Annotated in this window: 19 protein-coding genes; 5 read left to right on the forward strand and 14 right to left on the reverse strand. The window is 69.0% G+C overall.

From position 1 onward, the window contains the following. The first annotated feature begins 1 nt into the window (after position 1). Genes FYW95_RS23175 through FYW95_RS23190 form a run of 4 tightly spaced genes read left to right on the forward strand, consistent with a single transcriptional unit; the run spans position 2 to position 6,077 of the window. Positions 2–1,789, forward strand: coding sequence for a VirB4 family type IV secretion system protein (locus FYW95_RS23175; RefSeq protein WP_236572285.1), 1,788 nt, complete (start codon positions 2–4; stop codon positions 1,787–1,789). Beyond that, complete coding sequence (locus FYW95_RS23180; RefSeq protein WP_160050818.1) at positions 1,786–4,107, forward strand: type IV secretory system conjugative DNA transfer family protein; 2,322 nt, start codon at positions 1,786–1,788, stop codon at positions 4,105–4,107. Before FYW95_RS23175 ends, FYW95_RS23180 begins: the two co-directional genes overlap by 4 nt. Before the next feature lie 25 nt (positions 4,108–4,132). Further along, a complete protein-coding gene (locus tag FYW95_RS23185; protein WP_236572286.1) occupies positions 4,133–5,017 on the forward strand; it encodes a replication-relaxation family protein in 885 nt (294 codons plus the stop codon). Beyond that, the gene (locus tag FYW95_RS23190; RefSeq protein WP_160050819.1) at positions 5,010–6,077 is read left to right on the forward strand and encodes a C40 family peptidase; all 1,068 of its coding nucleotides are present in this window, start codon (positions 5,010–5,012) and stop codon (positions 6,075–6,077) included. Before FYW95_RS23185 ends, FYW95_RS23190 begins: the two co-directional genes overlap by 8 nt. Before the next feature lie 76 nt (positions 6,078–6,153). On the opposite strand, the gene FYW95_RS23195 is transcribed toward FYW95_RS23190, so the two are convergent. From FYW95_RS23195 to FYW95_RS23235, 9 genes are all read right to left on the reverse strand, one after another. Next, on the reverse strand, positions 6,154–6,666 hold the full coding sequence (locus FYW95_RS23195) for a hypothetical protein (protein ID WP_160050820.1): 513 nt from the start codon (positions 6,664–6,666) through the stop codon (positions 6,154–6,156). A 139-nt stretch (positions 6,667–6,805) separates the two neighbouring features. After that, on the reverse strand, positions 6,806–7,894 hold the full coding sequence (locus FYW95_RS23200; protein ID WP_160050821.1) for a DUF3560 domain-containing protein: 1,089 nt from the start codon (positions 7,892–7,894) through the stop codon (positions 6,806–6,808). A 260-nt stretch (positions 7,895–8,154) separates the two neighbouring features. Then, positions 8,155–8,721, reverse strand: a complete 567-nt coding sequence (locus FYW95_RS23205; RefSeq protein WP_160050822.1) for a hypothetical protein — start codon at positions 8,719–8,721, stop codon at positions 8,155–8,157. Then, positions 8,718–8,912, reverse strand: coding sequence for a hypothetical protein (locus FYW95_RS23210; protein ID WP_160050823.1), 195 nt, complete (start codon positions 8,910–8,912; stop codon positions 8,718–8,720). Before FYW95_RS23210 ends, FYW95_RS23205 begins: the two co-directional genes overlap by 4 nt. Positions 8,913–9,015: 103 nt before the next feature. Continuing rightward, positions 9,016–9,567, reverse strand: coding sequence for a hypothetical protein (locus tag FYW95_RS23215; RefSeq protein WP_160050824.1), 552 nt, complete (start codon positions 9,565–9,567; stop codon positions 9,016–9,018). 51 nt (positions 9,568–9,618) lie between these two features. Further along, the gene (locus FYW95_RS23220) at positions 9,619–9,948 is read right to left on the reverse strand and encodes a hypothetical protein (protein ID WP_160050825.1); all 330 of its coding nucleotides are present in this window, start codon (positions 9,946–9,948) and stop codon (positions 9,619–9,621) included. 56 nt (positions 9,949–10,004) lie between these two features. Further along, positions 10,005–10,877 carry an ArdC-like ssDNA-binding domain-containing protein gene (locus tag FYW95_RS23225; protein WP_236572287.1) on the reverse strand — a complete coding sequence of 291 codons (873 nt, stop codon included), beginning with the start codon at positions 10,875–10,877 and terminating at the stop codon, positions 10,005–10,007. A gap of 202 nt (positions 10,878–11,079) precedes the next feature. Beyond that, positions 11,080–12,309: a DNA polymerase III subunit beta gene (locus FYW95_RS23230; RefSeq protein ID WP_160050826.1), complete on the reverse strand. Its 1,230-nt coding sequence runs from the start codon at positions 12,307–12,309 to the stop codon at positions 11,080–11,082. A gap of 101 nt (positions 12,310–12,410) precedes the next feature. Beyond that, on the reverse strand, positions 12,411–12,824 hold the full coding sequence (locus FYW95_RS23235; protein WP_160050827.1) for a hypothetical protein: 414 nt from the start codon (positions 12,822–12,824) through the stop codon (positions 12,411–12,413). A gap of 383 nt (positions 12,825–13,207) precedes the next feature. Here FYW95_RS23235 and FYW95_RS23240 point away from each other — a divergent pair, with 383 nt between their 5' ends. Beyond that, positions 13,208–13,378, forward strand: coding sequence for a hypothetical protein (locus tag FYW95_RS23240; RefSeq protein WP_160050828.1), 171 nt, complete (start codon positions 13,208–13,210; stop codon positions 13,376–13,378). Positions 13,379–13,683: 305 nt separating this feature from the next. Here the strand turns inward: FYW95_RS23240 and FYW95_RS23245 are convergent, their stop codons facing one another. Genes FYW95_RS23245 through FYW95_RS27830 form a run of 5 tightly spaced genes read right to left on the reverse strand, consistent with a single transcriptional unit; the run spans position 13,684 to position 17,506 of the window. After that, complete coding sequence (locus FYW95_RS23245; protein ID WP_160050829.1) at positions 13,684–16,104, reverse strand: AfsR/SARP family transcriptional regulator; 2,421 nt, start codon at positions 16,102–16,104, stop codon at positions 13,684–13,686. A 7-nt stretch (positions 16,105–16,111) separates the two neighbouring features. Continuing rightward, a complete protein-coding gene (locus FYW95_RS23250) occupies positions 16,112–16,519 on the reverse strand; it encodes a pilus assembly protein TadG-related protein (protein ID WP_160050830.1) in 408 nt (135 codons plus the stop codon). Continuing rightward, a complete protein-coding gene (locus FYW95_RS23255) occupies positions 16,516–16,938 on the reverse strand; it encodes a TadE/TadG family type IV pilus assembly protein (RefSeq protein ID WP_160050831.1) in 423 nt (140 codons plus the stop codon). Before FYW95_RS23255 ends, FYW95_RS23250 begins: the two co-directional genes overlap by 4 nt. Further along, a complete protein-coding gene (locus FYW95_RS23260; protein ID WP_160050832.1) occupies positions 16,935–17,333 on the reverse strand; it encodes a pilus assembly protein in 399 nt (132 codons plus the stop codon). Before FYW95_RS23260 ends, FYW95_RS23255 begins: the two co-directional genes overlap by 4 nt. 5 nt (positions 17,334–17,338) lie before the next feature. Beyond that, positions 17,339–17,506 carry a hypothetical protein gene (locus FYW95_RS27830; RefSeq protein WP_201294996.1) on the reverse strand — a complete coding sequence of 56 codons (168 nt, stop codon included), beginning with the start codon at positions 17,504–17,506 and terminating at the stop codon, positions 17,339–17,341.

Consider the following 17,506-nt stretch of genomic DNA (forward strand, 5'->3'; position numbering starts at 1 on the left):
GGTGTTCACCCGCAAGAAAACCCCGGTTGCCGGGGGTGAGGGGCTGGTGGCCGCCGAGGTGGAGGTCGCTGTTCGCCACCTGCGTGTGGGAGGCGGTGTCAGTGCGAGCTGGGCGGTGACCGGCTACCCCGCCGAGGTCGGCCACGGGTGGATGGAACCCCTGCTGACCTACCCCGGGCGACTCGACGTGTCCCTGCACATCGATCCGGTCCCCGCGCAGACCGCCGCCGACCGGCTGCGCAGACAGATGTCCCGGCTGGAGGCCTCCAGCCGCACCACGGCGGAGAAGGGCAAACTGGAGGACTTCGAGGCCGAGGTGGCCGCTGAGGACGCCCGGGAGATGGCCGCTTCCCTGGCCCGGGGCGAGGGCAAGCTGTTCCGGGTCGGGCTCTACCTCACCATCCACGCGCGCACGGCAGAGGAGTTGGCCGAGGAGGTCGACCACGTCCGCTCCCTGTGCTCCTCGATGCTGCTCGACCTGCGCCCAGCCTCCTACCGCCAACTCCAGGGGTGGGTCTCCGCCCTGCCGTTGGGTGTGGACCTGCTCGGCCAAAGGCGCAGCATGGACACCGCCGCCCTGTCCGCCTCCTTCCCCTTCGCCAGCCCGGACCTGGCCGTACAGACCAGCGACCGCGCCGTGCTCTACGGGCTCAACGTCAGCAGCGCGGGCGTGGTGGTCTGGGACCGGTGGGCGGGCGACAACTACAACAGCGTGGTCCTGGCCCGATCCGGGGCGGGCAAGTCCTACTTCTGCAAACTCGACCTGCTCCGCTCCCTGTACACCGGGGTAACCGCCGCGGTCATCGATCCCGAGGACGAGTACACCCGTCTGACCCAGGCGGTGGGCGGCACCGTCATCCGACTCGGCGCCCCGGACGTCCATCTCAACCCGCTCGACCTGGCGCTGGACGCCTCCGCCCGGCGCGACGCGGTGTCCCGGCGCGCGCTGTTCCTGCACACGTTGATGGCGGTGATGCTCGGCGGCGCCCTGTCCGCGCGGCACCGCGCCGCACTGGACCGCGCCCTGGTGGCCACCTACCGGGCTGCCGGGATCACCGCCGACGAGAAGACCTGGTCACGCCCGGCTCCGCTCATGAAGGACCTGGTGGCCGCCCTGGAGGCGGACTCCGACGAGCACGCCCAGGACCTGGCCCTCCAGCTCCAGCCGTTCGTGAGCGGGTCCTACTGCGAGCTGTTCCGGGCGCCCACCACCCAGCGCCCCACCGGGCACCTGGTGTCGTGGTCGCTGCGCCAACTGCCCGAGGAGCTCAAGGCGGTCGGCACGCTGATGGCGCTGGACTCGATCTGGCGCACCGTGGCCGACGCCACCCCCGACCACCCGCGCATGGTGCTCGTGGACGAGGGGTGGATCCTCATGTCCGAGCCCGAAGGGGCGAAGTTCCTGTTCCGGCTGGCCAAGGCCGCGCGCAAGCGGTGGACCGCGTTCGGGCTGGCCACCCAGGACGCCGCCGACGTGCTCGGCAGCGAGTTGGGCAAAGCGATCGTCGCCAACAGCGCGACCCAGATCCTCATGCGGCAGGCACCCCAGGCCATCGGCCAGGTCGCCGAGGCCTTCTCCCTGTCGGAGGGCGAACAGCAGTACCTGCTCACCGCCTCCCCCGGTGATGCCCTGCTGTGCAGCGGCGCGGACCTGCGGGTGGCCTACCGGGTGGTGGCCAGCGACGCCGAACACGCCCTAGTCACCACCGACCCCGCCGAACTGGCCTCCTCCCACACCGGCGAGGACTTCCCTCTGTGGGAGGACGAGGACGGGGAGGAGTTGCTGTGACCCGTTGGTTCATCGACGTGGGAGAACTCCCTACCACCGTGGGAACCTTCGTGGCCGAGGTGGCCCTCGACCACGGTCTGCTGCTTCTCATGGCCCTTCCCCCCGGCGTGATGGGCCTGATCATCCTCGGCCACATCGTGAGGTGGGTGCGGCAATGGGGGTGGGGGCGCCACGCTCGCCTGGTGGAGATCCTGCCCCCGCCCCAGAGCGATCTGGCTGGAGCCGAGGATCTGTGGCGTCAGATGCTGGGCACGCTGCGCCCCTGGTGGAAACGCCTGCTATTCGGACAACCCCACCTGGTGTGGGAGTACACCATGAGCGTGCACGGGCTGCACATCCGTATGTGGGTGCCCGGCCCGTTGCCGCCCGGCATGGTCGAACGTGCGATCTCGTCTGCCTGGCCGGGAGCCTCGGTCAGCGTCCGTCATGTGGCCAGCCCGCGCGAGGAGGCGTACGCCCACGCGGGCGCGGTCCGCCTCGCCCGCCCAGACCACTACCCCATCAAGGACCGCTTCGAGGAAGACCCCCTGCGCGCCCTGATCGGTGCGGCCGGGGATCTGGCCAAGGACGAGGAGGTCCTGGTTCAGGTGGGGGTGCGCCCGGTCACCGGGCGTCGGCTGCGCCGCGCCAACCGGGCCGCGGCGTCGCTGCGCTATGACTACACCCCGCGCTCCAACGCCTTCGACGCCCTCACTCCGGGGCGGCACCGGGCGGCGAGCCTGCTGGCCCTGCGCCCTGAGGCCGGGCGGGAGATCCAGGCGATCCTGAACAAGTCCACCCAGCCCCGCCTGGAGACACAGATCCGCTACCTGGTCCTGTCTCCCGGCCGTGACGGTGCCTCCCGGCAGCGGCGCCGGGGGCGCGCGCACGCCGTGGCCGCCGCGTGGGCGGTCTTCAGCGGCCACAACTACTACCAGCGTCGCCGGCTGTGGCTCTGGGCCCGTGAGCGGGCCCGAGCCCGCACCATGGGTTCAGGTGACCTGCTGACCGCGCGCGAGCTGGCCGCCATCGCCCACCTGCCCCTGGACGAAACGGTTCCCGGATTGCAACGAGCTCCTGCCCGACCGGTGCCGCCCCCGCCGCAGGTAGCCACCGACATGCCCCAGGCCCGCGTGCTGGGAACGGCCGAGCAGAGCGAACGGCGCACCGTGGCCCAGCGCACCGCTGACGCACGCCAGCACACCCACATCATCGGCGGGACCGGTGTCGGGAAGACCACGCTGCTCATGGGCATGGCCTTGGACGACATCACCAAGGGGCGCGGCTGCGTGATCATCGAGCCCAAGGGCGAGTCCGACCTGCTGCTCTCCCGGATACCGGAGTCGGCCATGGACCGGGTCATCCTGATCGACCCCGATGACGACGCCCCTCCCCCGAGTCTGAACGTGCTGGGCGGTCGCGATCCGGTGCGCACCGCTGACCTGGTCACCGGTATCTTCTCACGGATCTACCGCGAGTCCTGGGGGCCACGGACCGACGACATCCTGCGCTCGTGCTGTTTGACCCTCTCGGCCACCCCGCAGGCGTCCCTGGCCAACGTGCCCCGACTGTTAGAGAACACGAGTTTCCGTCGCCGGGCCACGGCCCACCTGGACAGCGACTCGGTCCTGGCCGGGTTCTGGCGCTGGTACGAGGGGCTGTCCGATCAGGCCCGCGCCCATGCGACCGCTCCGCTGCTGAACAAGCTCAGAGCCGTGCTGCTGCGGGACTTCGCCCGTGACCTGCTGGCCGCCCGGCCCCAGCACTCGCTGGACCTGCCCGAGCTGCTCGACCGCGATGCCGTGGTCATCGCCCGTCTGCCCAAAGGGGTCGTGGGCGAGGACACCTCCGCCCTGCTGGGGTCCCTGGTGCTGGCCCAGACCTGGAGCGCCGTGCTGGCCAGGGCCCGCCAGCGTGAGGCCGAGCGCCGTGACATCGGCGTCTTCCTGGACGAGGCGCACAACTTCCTGACGCTGCCCTACGGGCTGGGCGACATGCTCGCCGAAGCGCGCGCCTACCGGGCCGGCCTGGTGCTCGCCCACCAGGATCTGGCCCAGCTCCCCCGGGACCTGCGTGAGGCCACCAGCACCAACGCCCGCTCCAAAGTCTTCTTCGACCTGAGCCCCGAAGACGCCCGGGCCCTGGTACGCCACGTCCAGCCCGAACTCACCGAGCACGACCTGTCCCACCTGGCCCACTACCAGGCAGCCGCGCGCCTGGTCACCCACGGCGCCTTGAGCCCGGCCTTCACCCTGCGCACCCGACCCCTGCCCCCGCCCGTCCCCGGCCGGGCCACCGCCGTGCGCAAGGCCGCGAGAGCCAACCGCGTCCGACCCTAGCCACCACCCCTTGGGAGGTTTCGCCGTGTCCGTCGTCCTTCGCCCCGACCACCGCGACCCCGTCCGCCCCCGCAGCTCCCCCGAGGTGATCAAGACCCTGGCCCGGCGTCTGACCGACCGCGACCGCCACCTCATGCGGCTCATCTGGCGGCACCAGGTGTTCACCACCGACCAGCTCACCGCGTTGGGGTGGAACTCCTACAACACCGCCAAACAGCGGCTCGCCACCCTGTACCGGCTCCGGGCCCTGGACCGCCTGCGCCCCTGGCAGCCGCGTGGCGGTTCGCCGTGGCACTACGTCCTCGACGCCCCCGGCGCGGAGATTCTGGCCGCCGACGAGGGCATGACCCTGCGCGAGTTCGGCTACCGGCGCGACCGGGCCCTGGCCAACGCCACCAGCACCCGGCTGGCCCACACCCTGGGTATCAACCAGGTCTTCACCGACCTGTACGCGCACACCCGCGACGAGGCCCACGACGCCCACCTGCGGTGGTGGACCGAGGGCGAATGCGCCGACCTGTGGGGGGACATCGTGCGCCCCGACGGCGCCGGGGTGTGGACCGTGGGGGACGCTTCGGTCTCCTTCTTCCTGGAGTTCGACAACGGCACCGAGGGGCTGCGTCGCCTGTCGGCCAAGCTGGACGCCTACCACGAACTGGCCGCGACCGCTGACGTGCGCGGGATCGTGTTGTTCTACCTGCCCTCCCGCAAGCGGGAAGCCCACGTGCGCCGCGCGCTGGGCGCCACCACCCCCGTACCGGTGGCCACCGCGGTCCACGGCGACCACCCCGCCGAGCGGGTGTGGACGCGCCTGGACGATCCGCACCTGCGCCCCCGCCGCCTGACGGGCCTCATCGAAGGGGAGGCGCACCAGCCGCCCCTGTTCGACTGGAGGGAGGCCTATGGCTAGCTTCGGCTGCGGGCTGCTCCTCGGCACGGGTGCCCTCCTGGCACCCGTGCTGGTGGTCTCGGTGGCGCTCTCCGCCTTCGATACGCCCAGCACCTCCGCTCCTGAGCAGGTGGACGGGATCGACCCGGTCCTGTTGGACGCCTACGGGCGCGGCCCCACAATCCTGGAGGGGCCGGAGTACACCCACTGCACCGGCATGCGCTGGTCCGTTCTCGCCGGTGTCGGAGTGGTGGAGTCCGACCACGGAGCCACGGTCACCATCGCCCCGGACGGCACCACCGAACCGCCGTTCGTCGGCCCGCAGCTGGACGGCTCCGGTGTCGGTGGCAACCTCACCCCGCACCACGACACCGACAACGGTAAGTGGGACGGCGATGCCGAGTACGACCGGGCCGTGGGACTCACCCAGCACCTGCCCGCGAACTGGGACAGGTACGGAGTCGACGGCAACGGGGACGGCCGCGCTGACCCGCACAACGTGTACGACTCCGTCGCCTCGACCGCGGTCGAGCTGTGCCAGAGCGCCCGAGGGGCACCGGTGGACTTCTCCCACCGGGATGATCTGGAGAAGGCTCTGTTCCGGTACAACCCCGCCGACTGGTACGTGGACCAGGTCATGGCCCACATCGACCGCTACGACCGGCTGTCGACCGGTGCGGGGCCCGAGGGAGGCAGCGAGGTCGGCCGCCGGGCTGTGGAATGGGCCCTGGAACAGCTCGGCAAGCCCTACGTATGGGGTGGGAGCGGGCCGGATGCCTTCGACTGTTCGGGGCTGGTTATGCGCGCCTGGGAAGCCGCCGGTGTGTCCATCCCCCGCGTGACCACCGACCAGTTCGCTCATGGCACACGGGTCGACCTGTCCCAGATTGAGCCGGGGGACCTGCTGTTCTTCAACGTCGGCCCCGACCCTCAGCCAGGGCACGTGACCATGTACGTCGGGGAGGGGCAGATGATCAACGCCCCGGGGACCGGCAAGGTCGTGCGGCTAGATCCGATCGATATGCCCTACTACGCGAACGCGTTCGCCGGTGCCGTCCGGCCGGTGCAGCCCTCGCAGTGACAGGAGGGGTCGACCCGTGCGGGTCGACCCCTCCTGTTGAGCATGAGCCCTCCATGGAGGGAGCCCACACTGGGGTTCACTCGGCGGTACCTGTGACGGGATGGACCTGCACCCATTGGCCGTTCAGCCAGGCCTCGGCCCGAACCACGTCGGGCCCCAGCTCCACAGCGGCGCACACCTGGAGTTCGGCACCGGGAGGTACGGGCCCCTGTGCTCCGACGCTGTGCAGCTCGGGCGGGCCGGTACGGGAGAAGGTCCGCATGAGGACGCGCTGTTCACGCTGGGCCTCTTCGACCTCCTGCTGATAGTGGCGTTCGGCCACCAGCAGGTCACAGACCTCGCCGTGGGGCAGCGGTCGGCCGTCACGGTCTCGGCACTGGTCAGCGAACCGCTCCAGGATCCTGCGGTTCTTCTGGGTCATCTCCAGGGACGCGAAGTCACGCCGGGCGCTGATGGTGATGACGCCGAGCGTCCGGTTCCCGTCCTTGACGACAGCGGACATTCCTTCGCCGACCCCGGTGGGCGTGACGTAGGCGACCCGGATGCCGGTGTGGGGTACCCGCATCCCGGTGTGGGGCAGCGTGAGCATGGGATCTCCCTTCATGAAGGCGGGGCGGAATGGATGACGTGCTGGCAGCTTGTGATGACCCGTCCGCACCCCATGGGCAGTGCGTACGCACAGGTGGGCGCATAACTGCTCGTGCGCCGAACCGGAGCTGCGTGTACGGTCACGGCATGTCGCGGTCGGGGAACCTACGGCGGATGTCCTCGGCGCTGGCGCGGGCGGTGACCTTGTCATAGGGCAGCAGATCGGTGTAGAGCCTGCCGTCGGGGCGACGGCCCCGTTGGGAGGCTTCGGCGTCGGCGCGGGTGTAGACCCGCTGGCCCACCCACAGGTGCGCCCACGGCACGGTCAGCGACTTGGGGTTGACCCGTAGGACTTCCACCCAGGTGCCGTGGATCCTGACGAAGTCGCCCTTGACGAAGTCCTTCGCGCTCCAGACCTTGGCCCCCTCCTGCTCGGCGTGGGCCACGTGGTCACGCCAGTAGGCGAGCGTCCTGGTGACCTGGAACAGGTCGGCTTCCAGCCGGGCCCGGTGGTCTCCCACGGGAACCAGCCGATAGGCGGTGCCCCAAGGGGTGTCTTCGAGCCTGACGGCGCCCTCGGGCGGTGCGGCGTTCTTGGAGAGCAGTTCCACGCGCCCTTCCAGCTCACGTTCGAGCTGGCGCTGCTGGGCTTCCAGTTTCTTGATGCGCCGCAGCGTGGTCGGGATGTCCTGGCGAGCGCTCTGGTAGCGCGCGGCCGTATCGGCGCGCGAGGACCAGTGGCTGGCCTTGCGTCCCTCGCTCTGGGCCCGTTCGTCGGCTGCCATCATTCGGGCGTGCGAGCGCCGCGCGGCATCGGAGATCAGCGGTTGGCCGGGCGGCCACTGCTCTGCCATGGCCCGGTAGGCCTGTTCATGGGCTTGGGTGCGGCCAGCCGCGTTGCTGGCGTAGGTGCCGTAGCGGTCCGCGCGCTGGGCTGCCTGCTCGTACCGCTCCTCTTCGGCCTCAGCGAAGGAGCGGCCGGGCGTGGTGTCGTCGATGTCGATCTCGACGTCGAACCCGTGCGTACGCAGTGCGTCTGCGGTCTCGGTGATGCGTCGGCGCTGGGCGGCCTTGTCCCGGGAGTGCGGCAGGTACCAGAAGGCTCCCTCGGGAAGGTTGCGGGACGGACGGAACCCAGCGCTCTTGAGCGCGGGAGCGGCACCGTCACCCTTGGCGGTGCCGAAGACCAGGGTCCCTTCGGTGCGGTTGTGGCGGATGGTGATGGACATCGTGGGTTGCCTCCTCGACGGCGCATATGGCCCTCAGGGCACTCGGAGCACACCGGCAAGGCCGCGTCCGTGGTGGTTGCACAGGCACGAGTCGCCGGGCGGCGTGAGCCGGGTTCGGGGTGCTCGTGCGTACGCGAGGGCCGTTGCGTTACGGTGGGAGCGGTCGATCTCTCTGCTAGTCACTTAGAGGTCACGACCGGGGTTGGCCGGGCTGTGTCCGGCCAACCCTTTTTCTGTGTCCCGGGTCCGGTGCGCGTTCCCTAGAGGGTCAGGTTCGCGACCTCGATCAGCCGAGCGCGCCGCTGCGCCTGTTCCCAGTCCGGTTCGGTCTCGCGGTCCCAGTCCACGAACGCCACCGGCCGGTGGACGAACGCCTGCCCGGCCCCGGGGTCGGGGTGCCAGGAGGTGAGCGCGAGCAGACCGGCCGGGGTGATGACGTAGGCCCACTCGATGAACACCGGGGCGCATCCCGTGGGGTCGGTGGGACACCGGCAGGTGAGGACCTGTTCCTCCTCCTCGCGCTGCCCGTGGCAGTAGCACAGCGGGTAGAGGCCGTAGTCGGGATCGTCCAGGTTCATGAACCCGGCGTGCTCGAAGTGCTCACGTTCGAACACCGACGGGCTGTGGATCCGGATCAGCGTGGACCAGCCTGCCGGGTGGTCCTTGACCAGTACCTGCGCCATGGCTTCGTGGTCGCGGTCGAAGGTGTCGTGGTAGAGCCGGAACAGCTCGGCTCCGAGCTTGGTGGGGTAGGAGTCGAAGTGGTGGTAGCGCCCCCACCAGCCCTTGCCGGTGGTGGGAACGGCGATGGCTCCGCGCGTGCTCACGACTCCTCCTTGCTCAGCTGGTCGGCGACGTCGGCTGCGGTGGTCAGTTGGGTCGCCAGTTCCCGGGCACTGTCGGGCGGCAGCGGCACCAGGTGGGCGAGCTGTCCGGCGGGGCACAGCCACACCATGACCTGGTGGGTACCGGGTTGCACGGCAGCGCCCGCCGTAGGCGCGCTGGATAGGCTGGTCATGCCGTATCTCCTCGTTCAGCGATGTGATCTCGTTGGTTCTCGGTGGTGCGGTGGGGGCTGACCTGGGCCTACAGGTCAGCCCCGGCTCATCGGGAGCGAGTGCTCACCGTGGCCCCTGTGGGTACTGGTCGTCCGCTTCCTCGGTGCGGTGGAACTCGATCCATCCCCGCTGTCCCATCCACAGTTCGGCGCGTACCGCCTCCTCGGGCAGCGTCAGCCGAGCGGTGGCCCGAAGGGCCCCGTCGTAGTCGGGCGGCGCCGTGCGCGTCAGCTCGAAGCGGATGAATCCGGGGATGTCGACGCGGTCGAAGTAGCGCACCAGGTACTGACCCGCGCGCTCTGCTCGGGCGACGTCACGCGCGTACTCGTACTCGTTGGCGAGGTTGTCCAAGACGGACTCCTCGCTCATGGACTCGCCGTGGTGGTCCCGGCACTTGGAGACGAAGCGGTCCACAGTGTTCCGGGCTTCGGAGTCCTCGGGACGGAACAGGGTGGCCCCGCCGTGGCCGTCGTTGGTGATGGCACCGAGCGTGCGCCGGTCAGCGCGCAGCACGGCCGACCAGGCGATACCGCAACCCACGTCGACCTGCTTGAGACTGGTGACACGGATCCGGTCGTTGGGCACCCGCATCCGGGTATGCGTGAGCGTGATCATGTGTACTCCTTCCGTGTGGGGTGATCCGGCCCGACGTTGGTGGAGCCGGGATCAGTTGTCGCTGCACAGCACCGAGGTTCGCCCCGCAGCCAGTTCCCAGCGGGCGAAGGTCTCGGTGTCGGCGGCCATCGCCGTTTCCAGGTGTGCGGCCACGGTCTCGGTGGCCTCTTCTCCGGAAGTGGCCACGCACAAGGCGTGTACAAGGGCGCCGTTGTCGTAGGTGTCGACCGCGCTGCCCATGACCACCACGGGGCCATAGGGCGTGGTCAGCACGGTGATCGCGTCGGTGAACCGCGTGAAGAGGTCGTACTGCTGGCTCTGGTTCAGCGGTGCGGCGGTGTCCGGTGCGAGTGCGAACACTTCCACGGTCAGCACGGCCACGGCTGCTCTCCTTTCGTGGTGGGGCGTTGCACAACGCCCCTGACAGGGGTCGGGCATCAGGCCACGGCTTGCCGGGCGTGTTCCACCAGGTGTTCGGTGATCTGGTCGGCGACAGCCATCACGTGTTCCGCCGAGGTGTGAGCCGCGTCGGTGTCGTCGGCCCATCCGGCGACGTAGGGCACCGAGTAGGCCAAGGTGTCCAGTCCCATGACCGCGCTGACCAGACAGGCCACCGATTCGGCCTCCACTTCCCGCCGTTGGCGGGTCAGTCCGGTGCGGGTGTGGTGGTCGCACAGGATGTGCGCCAGCTCGTGTGTGAGGGTCTTGACCGCTTGCGCGGGGTCGACGTTGTCGCGCACGCGCACGGTGCGGGTGCGGTAGTCGACGTAGCCGTAGGCGTCGCCGCAGTCACCGCGTTCGAGCTTGTATCCGCGTGCGGCCACCATGGCGGCTACCTGGTTCCACAGGTGTTCGGGAGCCGCACCCCGCAGTTCCACCGGCACTGCGTTGGCCGGTTCCGGCAGCGGGTCACCGTCGGTCTGGGAGACGTCGAAGACGGTTTCGACCGTGAAGCCGCGTACCTGGTAGCGCCGTCCGGTGTCGTCGGTCTCCGTGGACTCGCTCTCCTCCTCCACGCGGTAGCGAACCGGCGCGAGGATGCGGATGCCCCGCTCTCCCCTGCGCACGTGACGGCCGACTTTCAACCACGCGCCGAACGCGCGCACGTCACGTGCGTCGGGGTACTGGTGCAGGATCAGCATCAGGTTGTTGACCGAGTAGCGGCGCAACCAGGCACGCGAGGTCACCATGGCGTGCCATCCGTCGCTGCTGGTCAGATCAGCCACGGCGGTCTTCAGCCGTTCCTGCACCTGGGTCAGCCGCTGACGTCGTTCTTCGGGCGTGAGTTTCCTGGATTTGCGGGGAGACATCGGGCTCCTCCCTGGGTTGCGTGCTGTGTCTCAACTGCGGTCACAGGTCACAGGTCCGTGTGTGACCTCTGATCGGGGTTGAGCGCACGACCGAGAGCGCACGCGCAGCGCAGCAGCGCGGTCGGCAGGGTGTGGTGAAGGCGGGGACGTGCGCGCGGTGGTGTTCCGGCCGCTGCGCGGCGCAGCGGCCGGAACCTGTGCGCTAGCTGGTCAGTCGCCGGGGCATGAGCAGGTGGCGAAACGCCGTGGGATCGTTCAGCCCGTCGGGCGCGTCAGTGAGCACGCACGGCTTTTCCGGCCCCTGAAGGTGCAGGGTGAGGGACTCTCCGGTGAAGCTCTCCAACGCTTCGGTGAAGAACCGGTGGTCGAGTCCGAACGTCAGATCACCGATGCCGCTGGTACGGGCTGCCAGGGTGCGCGTGCGCACGTGTTGGGCCCCCTCCCCCAGGTAGGGGGACACGCGCAGCGCGTCGGCTGCCACCGTGACCGTGACCGGGTTGTGCTTGTGGCCCTTGGCTGCCAGAACAGCGGCTGCCCGTTCGGTCTGGGTCACCAGTTCGGTACGGTCGACCACCACCGTCCCCACCCTTTCGGTGGGCAGGATGCTGGCGTAATCGATGAACTCGCCATCGTTGTGCAGGCGCGCCACCACCGACACCGGTCCGCTCTGCAGCGACACCAGGTCCCCGAACGGACCAGGGCCGTAGCCGAGTCGGATGTCGCTCCCGAGTTTGGGCAGGGTCTTGCCCAACAGCGCGCCGTCGATCAGGACACCGCTGTCGGGAGCGGTGTCGGTGACGACGTCCGCGCGCACGTGCCCGACGGCCAGCCGGTAGCGGTCCGTGGCTGCCAGGGTCAGCCCGTAGTCGCGGACGTCCACCTTCATGCCGGTCAGCATGGGCAGGGTGTCATCACGTCCCACCGCGCGCAGCACCCGTCGGGTCTCCGCGACGAACCGGTCACCGTCCACGTGGGCGAACACGGGCGGGGACTCGGGCAGGTCCGGGTAGTCCTCCACGGGGAACAGCTCCATGGGCATGGCGCTGTCCGCCACCTCCACGGTGGCGAAGTGACCGTCACGCACGCGCACGGTCACCGGCAGGCCGTCCGCGTCACGCTTGCGCATGCCCTTCGTCATGGCGTTGAGCAGCTTGGACAGTTCGTGATGCGAGACCAGCACACGCCCGGGGACGTCCACCGCATCGGGAACGCGCACCGTGACAGCGGCCTCGTAGTCGAAGCCGCGCACCAACAGGTCCGTTCCGTCGCTCTCCAGCAGTGCCCCGGCCAGAACGGGGACGGACGGACGCGCCGCGACGGCAACGCCTACCGTCGCCAACGCGTCCACCAGGGTGGCGCGCGTGGTGGTGAACGCACCGGTCGTGGCGCGCGTGGAATCGACCTCGTGTGTCCTTTCCAGAACGGTAGTCATGTTTCCCCCAAGGAAACGGTCGGTGTTGTGTTTCCGAGGATTCGTGGCCCCGGTGGCAAGCCACAGAACGCGTGCACTGTGGCCTACCGTCACGGCCAGAATCAGAACGACTCGCAACGCATTCCGCCACGCGGCCCGAGCATGATCCTGCATTCCGGTTCGGGTGAGAGGTAACCCCATTCGCTGTGTTCACTGGGAACCACGCGGTAGAGGTCAACAAAGGCGTCTTCAGGGAGAAGCGGGAAACCGTTGTCGGTGCGTTCGGACGGTCGCGTGCGCACCATGTCCCCGTCGTCGCTGATGACCGGATAGGACACCTCACAGTGGCCGTTCCCGGTCACGCGTTGGCGGAGCTGGTACCAGGCGTCCGCGCGCGAGGTGAACGCCTCCCCTTCGCTGGTCACGTCACCGAACGGGTGACAGTGGCCACCGTGGAAGACACCGAGGTAAAGAACGCGCTTAGGCATGTGCTTTCCTTCCGCGTTGGCGTTTTCTAGGCCGACAGTGGGCAGCACGCGCAGGAGGTGACGCGCGTACTGCCGGACAGTCGACCTAGAGCCACGCGCGGCACAGACCCTGGTGCCTGGTGGTGGTCACCGAATACCCGACATCGGGAATGACCGTCTCTCCGTCCTTACGCACCCATGCGATTGGGGTTTGGTAGGAGTAGACGACATAGGAGATTCCCGGGTTTTCCCGGTCCGCCCGGTAAGCCTCAACCCATTCCCAGGGCAGGAGACCGGTACGGGAGGGCGGGAATCCGTAGGCGGACATGGCGCCGTGGGACTGGAAAGGTTCACGCGCGTTGAGCAGACCAAAAGGCCCGCCCACGTCGTGCCGGATTGACACGGTAGGCATATGATCATCTCCCTGCTAGTCACTTAAGATCATACCCAAAATGGACAGATCAATAAACACCGCAGAGGGATTTTTTCACCCCTTTTCATGGCAGTCGGCGCCACCCACAAAGAAGCACAAAGAAGGCGACATCACCAAAGAGGCAAGTGCAGAAATAAACGCCGATGAGATCAATCAAAAAAGAAAGAGAAGCATCCGCTGGGAACAATGAAGGGAAGGAAAAGACGCCTCGAATGGCCGCCATGTCGCCAAGAGGGGCGTGGCCCGCCGATGCCGAGAGAATTTTTTAGGGCCGCATGCGGCACCAGTCAGGCGGTGGGCCGACCACCCTCACCCACGCCTTGAACTGCACAAACGTCATTGCAAGGGGTAGCCAGCCAGGAGGGCGGGGGGCAGGGCGGGGGTTGCGGCTGGGCCAGAGGCCAGCCAAGCAGGAGCAGAAAAAGAAACCAGGAAGAGAATCAGAACGACGACCACGAAAGGCCAAACAGAGACGCGAAATACGAAAGAGCTTTTCTACTCCGCATGGCGCAGCTCCATCTGGTGCTTTTCTCGCACTCGCTTTGCGGATTTCACGTCGCCTTCTTCATCATACCGCCTGGCCAACTCCTGAGCAGCTTCAGAAGCGACGGGGTCAAGCCTGAGCGCTCTGTTCAGCATGGAAATCGCCTGGCGTGGTTCTGCCTTTTTGGAGTACTCAGTCAGCGCTCCGAGAAGTTGGCTTCGGATTCTCTCCCGGACTTCTTCCGCCCAGAAGTAGTCCGCTTGGTCAGCGAAGTCGCCGTCCACCATGGCCGCGGCGCTGCTTACCAGGACCGCCGCGTCATCGCTGTCGGTCGCGTCGTCCAGGAGCTGTTCCAGCCTCCACAGGTCGCACACCACCAGGTCGGGGTTGAGTTGGTAGAGGTCGCCGTCATGGAGGATGACCGCGGTCGCCTCCTCTCCCAGGAGGGGGCGGCAGGAGGTGCGCACGGCGGTGCAGGCGTCGTGCCAGCGTCTGATGGCCCGGTGCCCGGTGTCCTGGGGCCACATCGCGTCGACAGCCGCCTCCAGGCGTACCCCGGCCGGGTGGGCGGCCAGGTAGGCCAGCACCTCGTACGCCGCTCGGCGGTGCGGACGAACCTGCTGGCCGCGAACGGCCAGCGTGATGCGGCCCAGCACAGTGACGGATACAGCACCCTCAGCCCCTCCTTGGTCCGCGGGTGGTGCTGGGTTGGGATTGGCCTCCGCTGCCTCGGCGTCCGCCCGGTCTGCCTCTTCGGTGTTGGTCGCGTCTCCGGCCAACCTGTGGTGGTGGGTGAGCAGTGACTGGTGCAGCTCAGCGGTGGTGGTGGGCGCCCAGCGGTGGCCGATGACCTCGGCGAAGGGCGCATCGGCCGCCGTGATGACGCCTTGGGCGTCAATGCTCAGGGTCGGACCGCTCCCGTCCGGCCATGGGCCCAGCAGGACGGCGCTGAGTGGTGCGTTCCGGGTGTGGCCGAGCAGGGAGGTGATCTCTGCGGCCACGGCCGTGTCCGCGCCTGTCAACAGTACGAACTGGGGGCCGCTTTGAAGGGGGGCGTCCTGGTCTTCGTTGTCGTCTTCCTCTGCGGCCCGGTGGCGGGTGAGGACCTGGAGTTGGAGGAGACTCAGGGCGTCCTCAACCGTGTCGGTCACCATGATCGACGCGTCTTCGCCGAGGCGGGGAAGGCGTCGTGTCTCCTCCAGCAGGAGGCGCAGGTCTTTGCTGGGCACGACGACGTTCAGAGCGCTTTCGCTCCGGTCCAGAGCACGGGCCACGAGCGTGCGGGCGGCACTCTCTGCTCCGGGGCCGGTGATGCCCACGCCGGGAGCGCGGGACAGGTCGATCATCGCCAGGTCCGGAGGCGGGCCTTCCTCGGGATCCGGGGGTGTGGCTGGTGAAGACGCCGCTTCGGCGGTGTGGCGTGTGCTCTCAGCCTCGTCGTGTTCGGCGATTGTCTCGCCCTGGAGCTGGGGGTGCTGCGGTTGGTCGCGTCGGCGTTCGAGGGCCATCCCTGCCACCACACCGGCGGCACCGGTGGTCATGGCCAGGATGAGCCCGCCGGGCAGGGAAATGCCCACCGCGGGGGCGTGGACCTGTTCGGGGGCGTCCTGGACCTCGGGTGTTGGTGGGCTGTCCGGTGCCGGTGGTGTGACGAGCACGCTGTAGGAGATCTCCACGCGGCGTTGCTCTGCGTCGTCGTCGGTGTCGAGCAGGGAGCGGTCGCCTTCGCCGTGCACCTCGATCACGGCGTCCTCACCCAGGTGCGTACGCAGCACGTCGGCGACCGCTTCGGCGCGTCGCTGGGACAGGTCGAGGTTGTAGTCGGGATCGCCCGCGGCGTCGGTGTGTCCGGTCACGGTGATCGGTAGCTCTGGGGAGCCGTGCTGGGCGATGAGGTCGGCGGTGGCCTCCACGTCCTCGGTCATCTCCTCGGTGAGTTCGGCCGAGTCGTAGCCGAAACTGTCGATGAGACGGGAGCGGTCCACGATGAACGGCTCTCGTGCGTCCTGCTGTGGCGCCTCTGGTCCGGTTTCCTCGGGGGACCTGGGTTCGGCAGGGGCTTCGGAGACCGTGGCGGTCGCGGGTGCGGCATGGGCCACGGTCGGGGAGACGGCGAGTGTGCCGAGTGTGGTGGCTGCGAGAAGTTGCAGGGGGCGCAGGGGCCGGAGCCGGGATGGGCGGTGGTGAAGGCGTCCCACCGCTTCGGTGATCAGGACGCCCAGGTACAGGCCCCAGAGGGTCCACAGCGCCAGGATCAGGGCCGCGGTGCCCACGCCTGCGGGCAGGCGCCCGCTGCGCAGGTGTACCTCGACGCTGGTCCAGGACAGGTCGAGGGTGGGCCAGGTCAGGGTGGTGGCCAGCCAGGGCAGTCCGGCCAGGAGGATGAGGGTGGTGGCGAGGGCGGCGATCTGGCGAAGGCGCTGGTGTGTCATGGGTGTCTCACGGCGTGGTGGGTTCGGTGACCGGGGTGGCGCTGGCGGTGCCGGAGGCGGTGCGCGGGCCCACGGGGAGCAGGCGGAAGGTGTAGGTGCTCTGGGCGGTGACGGTGACCACGTCGCCGTTCACCGTGACGGTGCCGTGCACGCCGGCGTCCGTGAGGAAGGCGTTCGCAGCCGTGGCCGCGGCGGTGGGGTCAAGGGCCAGGGTGCCGTCGGCCCGGTAGGCGGCCAGGTCGATCTGCTGGGCTCCGGCGCGGGCGGCTTCCTGGGCGAGCTGGAGGTTGCGGTTGCGCTCCCCCAAGGCTCCGCCGACGTCGAAGACCAGAGCGACCAGCAGCAGGAGGGCGGTGGCCATGATGACGAGGAACGCGGTCGCCTGTCCGCGGTCGTCGTGAACGTGGCGTCTCATGGTGTGCTCCGGTAGGTGTCGACCACCGATGACGCCGTTCCCACGACGGTGCGCGTGCCGGGTACGCCCAAGCCGACCAGGTCGGACAGATCCGCGTGGCAGGTGAGGGTCACCTCCACGGTCGCTCCGGGGGCGAGTCCGCCGGTGTCCACGGCCAGGTCATGGGTGGCGCAGCTCAAGGCGTGCGTACGCACCGCTTCGGCGGCTGCGGTCTCAGCCTCTGTCTGGGCGGCGGAAGGGGTGCGTTGCAGGGTGGCGGCGCGGGCAGCGGCATGTGCCGCGGCGTCGGCGGCCATGCCTGCCGTGACCAGGCGGTGGGCGAGCAGGACCAGCAGCGCGATCAGGATCAGCACGGGGGTGAGCAGCGCCAGTTCCGCCGAGGCTGATCCCCGGTCCTGTGCGTGATCGCCGTGCGTCATGGTTGGCCACCGATGTGTTCCACGGGGCCGGAGACCGCGGTGTGCACGGGCCAGTCCAGGCCGGGGACCATCGTGGGCACCCGCGCGCTCACCTGGACCGTGGCGGTGGTATCGGTGCGCTCCACCGTGATGTCCAGGTCCTGGAGCAGCTCGCCGCGCAGCTGGGAGGCGACCTCGTCGGCGCGCGCGTGCCCGTCGGCTTCGGTCGCCTCCAGAGCGCGGGTGGCTGCTTGTCCGTGTTGGGCGATGGTCTGGCAGAGCTGGGTGGCGTGCGCCCACAGGGCGACCTGGGCCACCAGGACCAGCAGCAGGAGCATCAGCGGGGTGGCGGCCACCAGCTCGGCGCTGCCCCGGTCCCGTTCGGGATCGGCGCGGTGAGGGGTCGGACCGGGCATCGCGGTCACCCGAGGCTGATGGATTCGGCCCATCCCAGGACGGCTTCGGAGATCAGGGCCAGGGCTCCGACGGCGAGGATGACCAGGGTGGCGATCACGGCGACGGCTTCGGTGGAGTAGCCCTCATCGGAGTTCTCACGAGAGCGGTCGGGGCGGTTGAGGAAAGGGAACAT

The organism is Nocardiopsis sp. FR4 (genome assembly GCF_009830945.1).
Classification (GTDB): domain Bacteria; phylum Actinomycetota; class Actinomycetes; order Streptosporangiales; family Streptosporangiaceae; genus Nocardiopsis.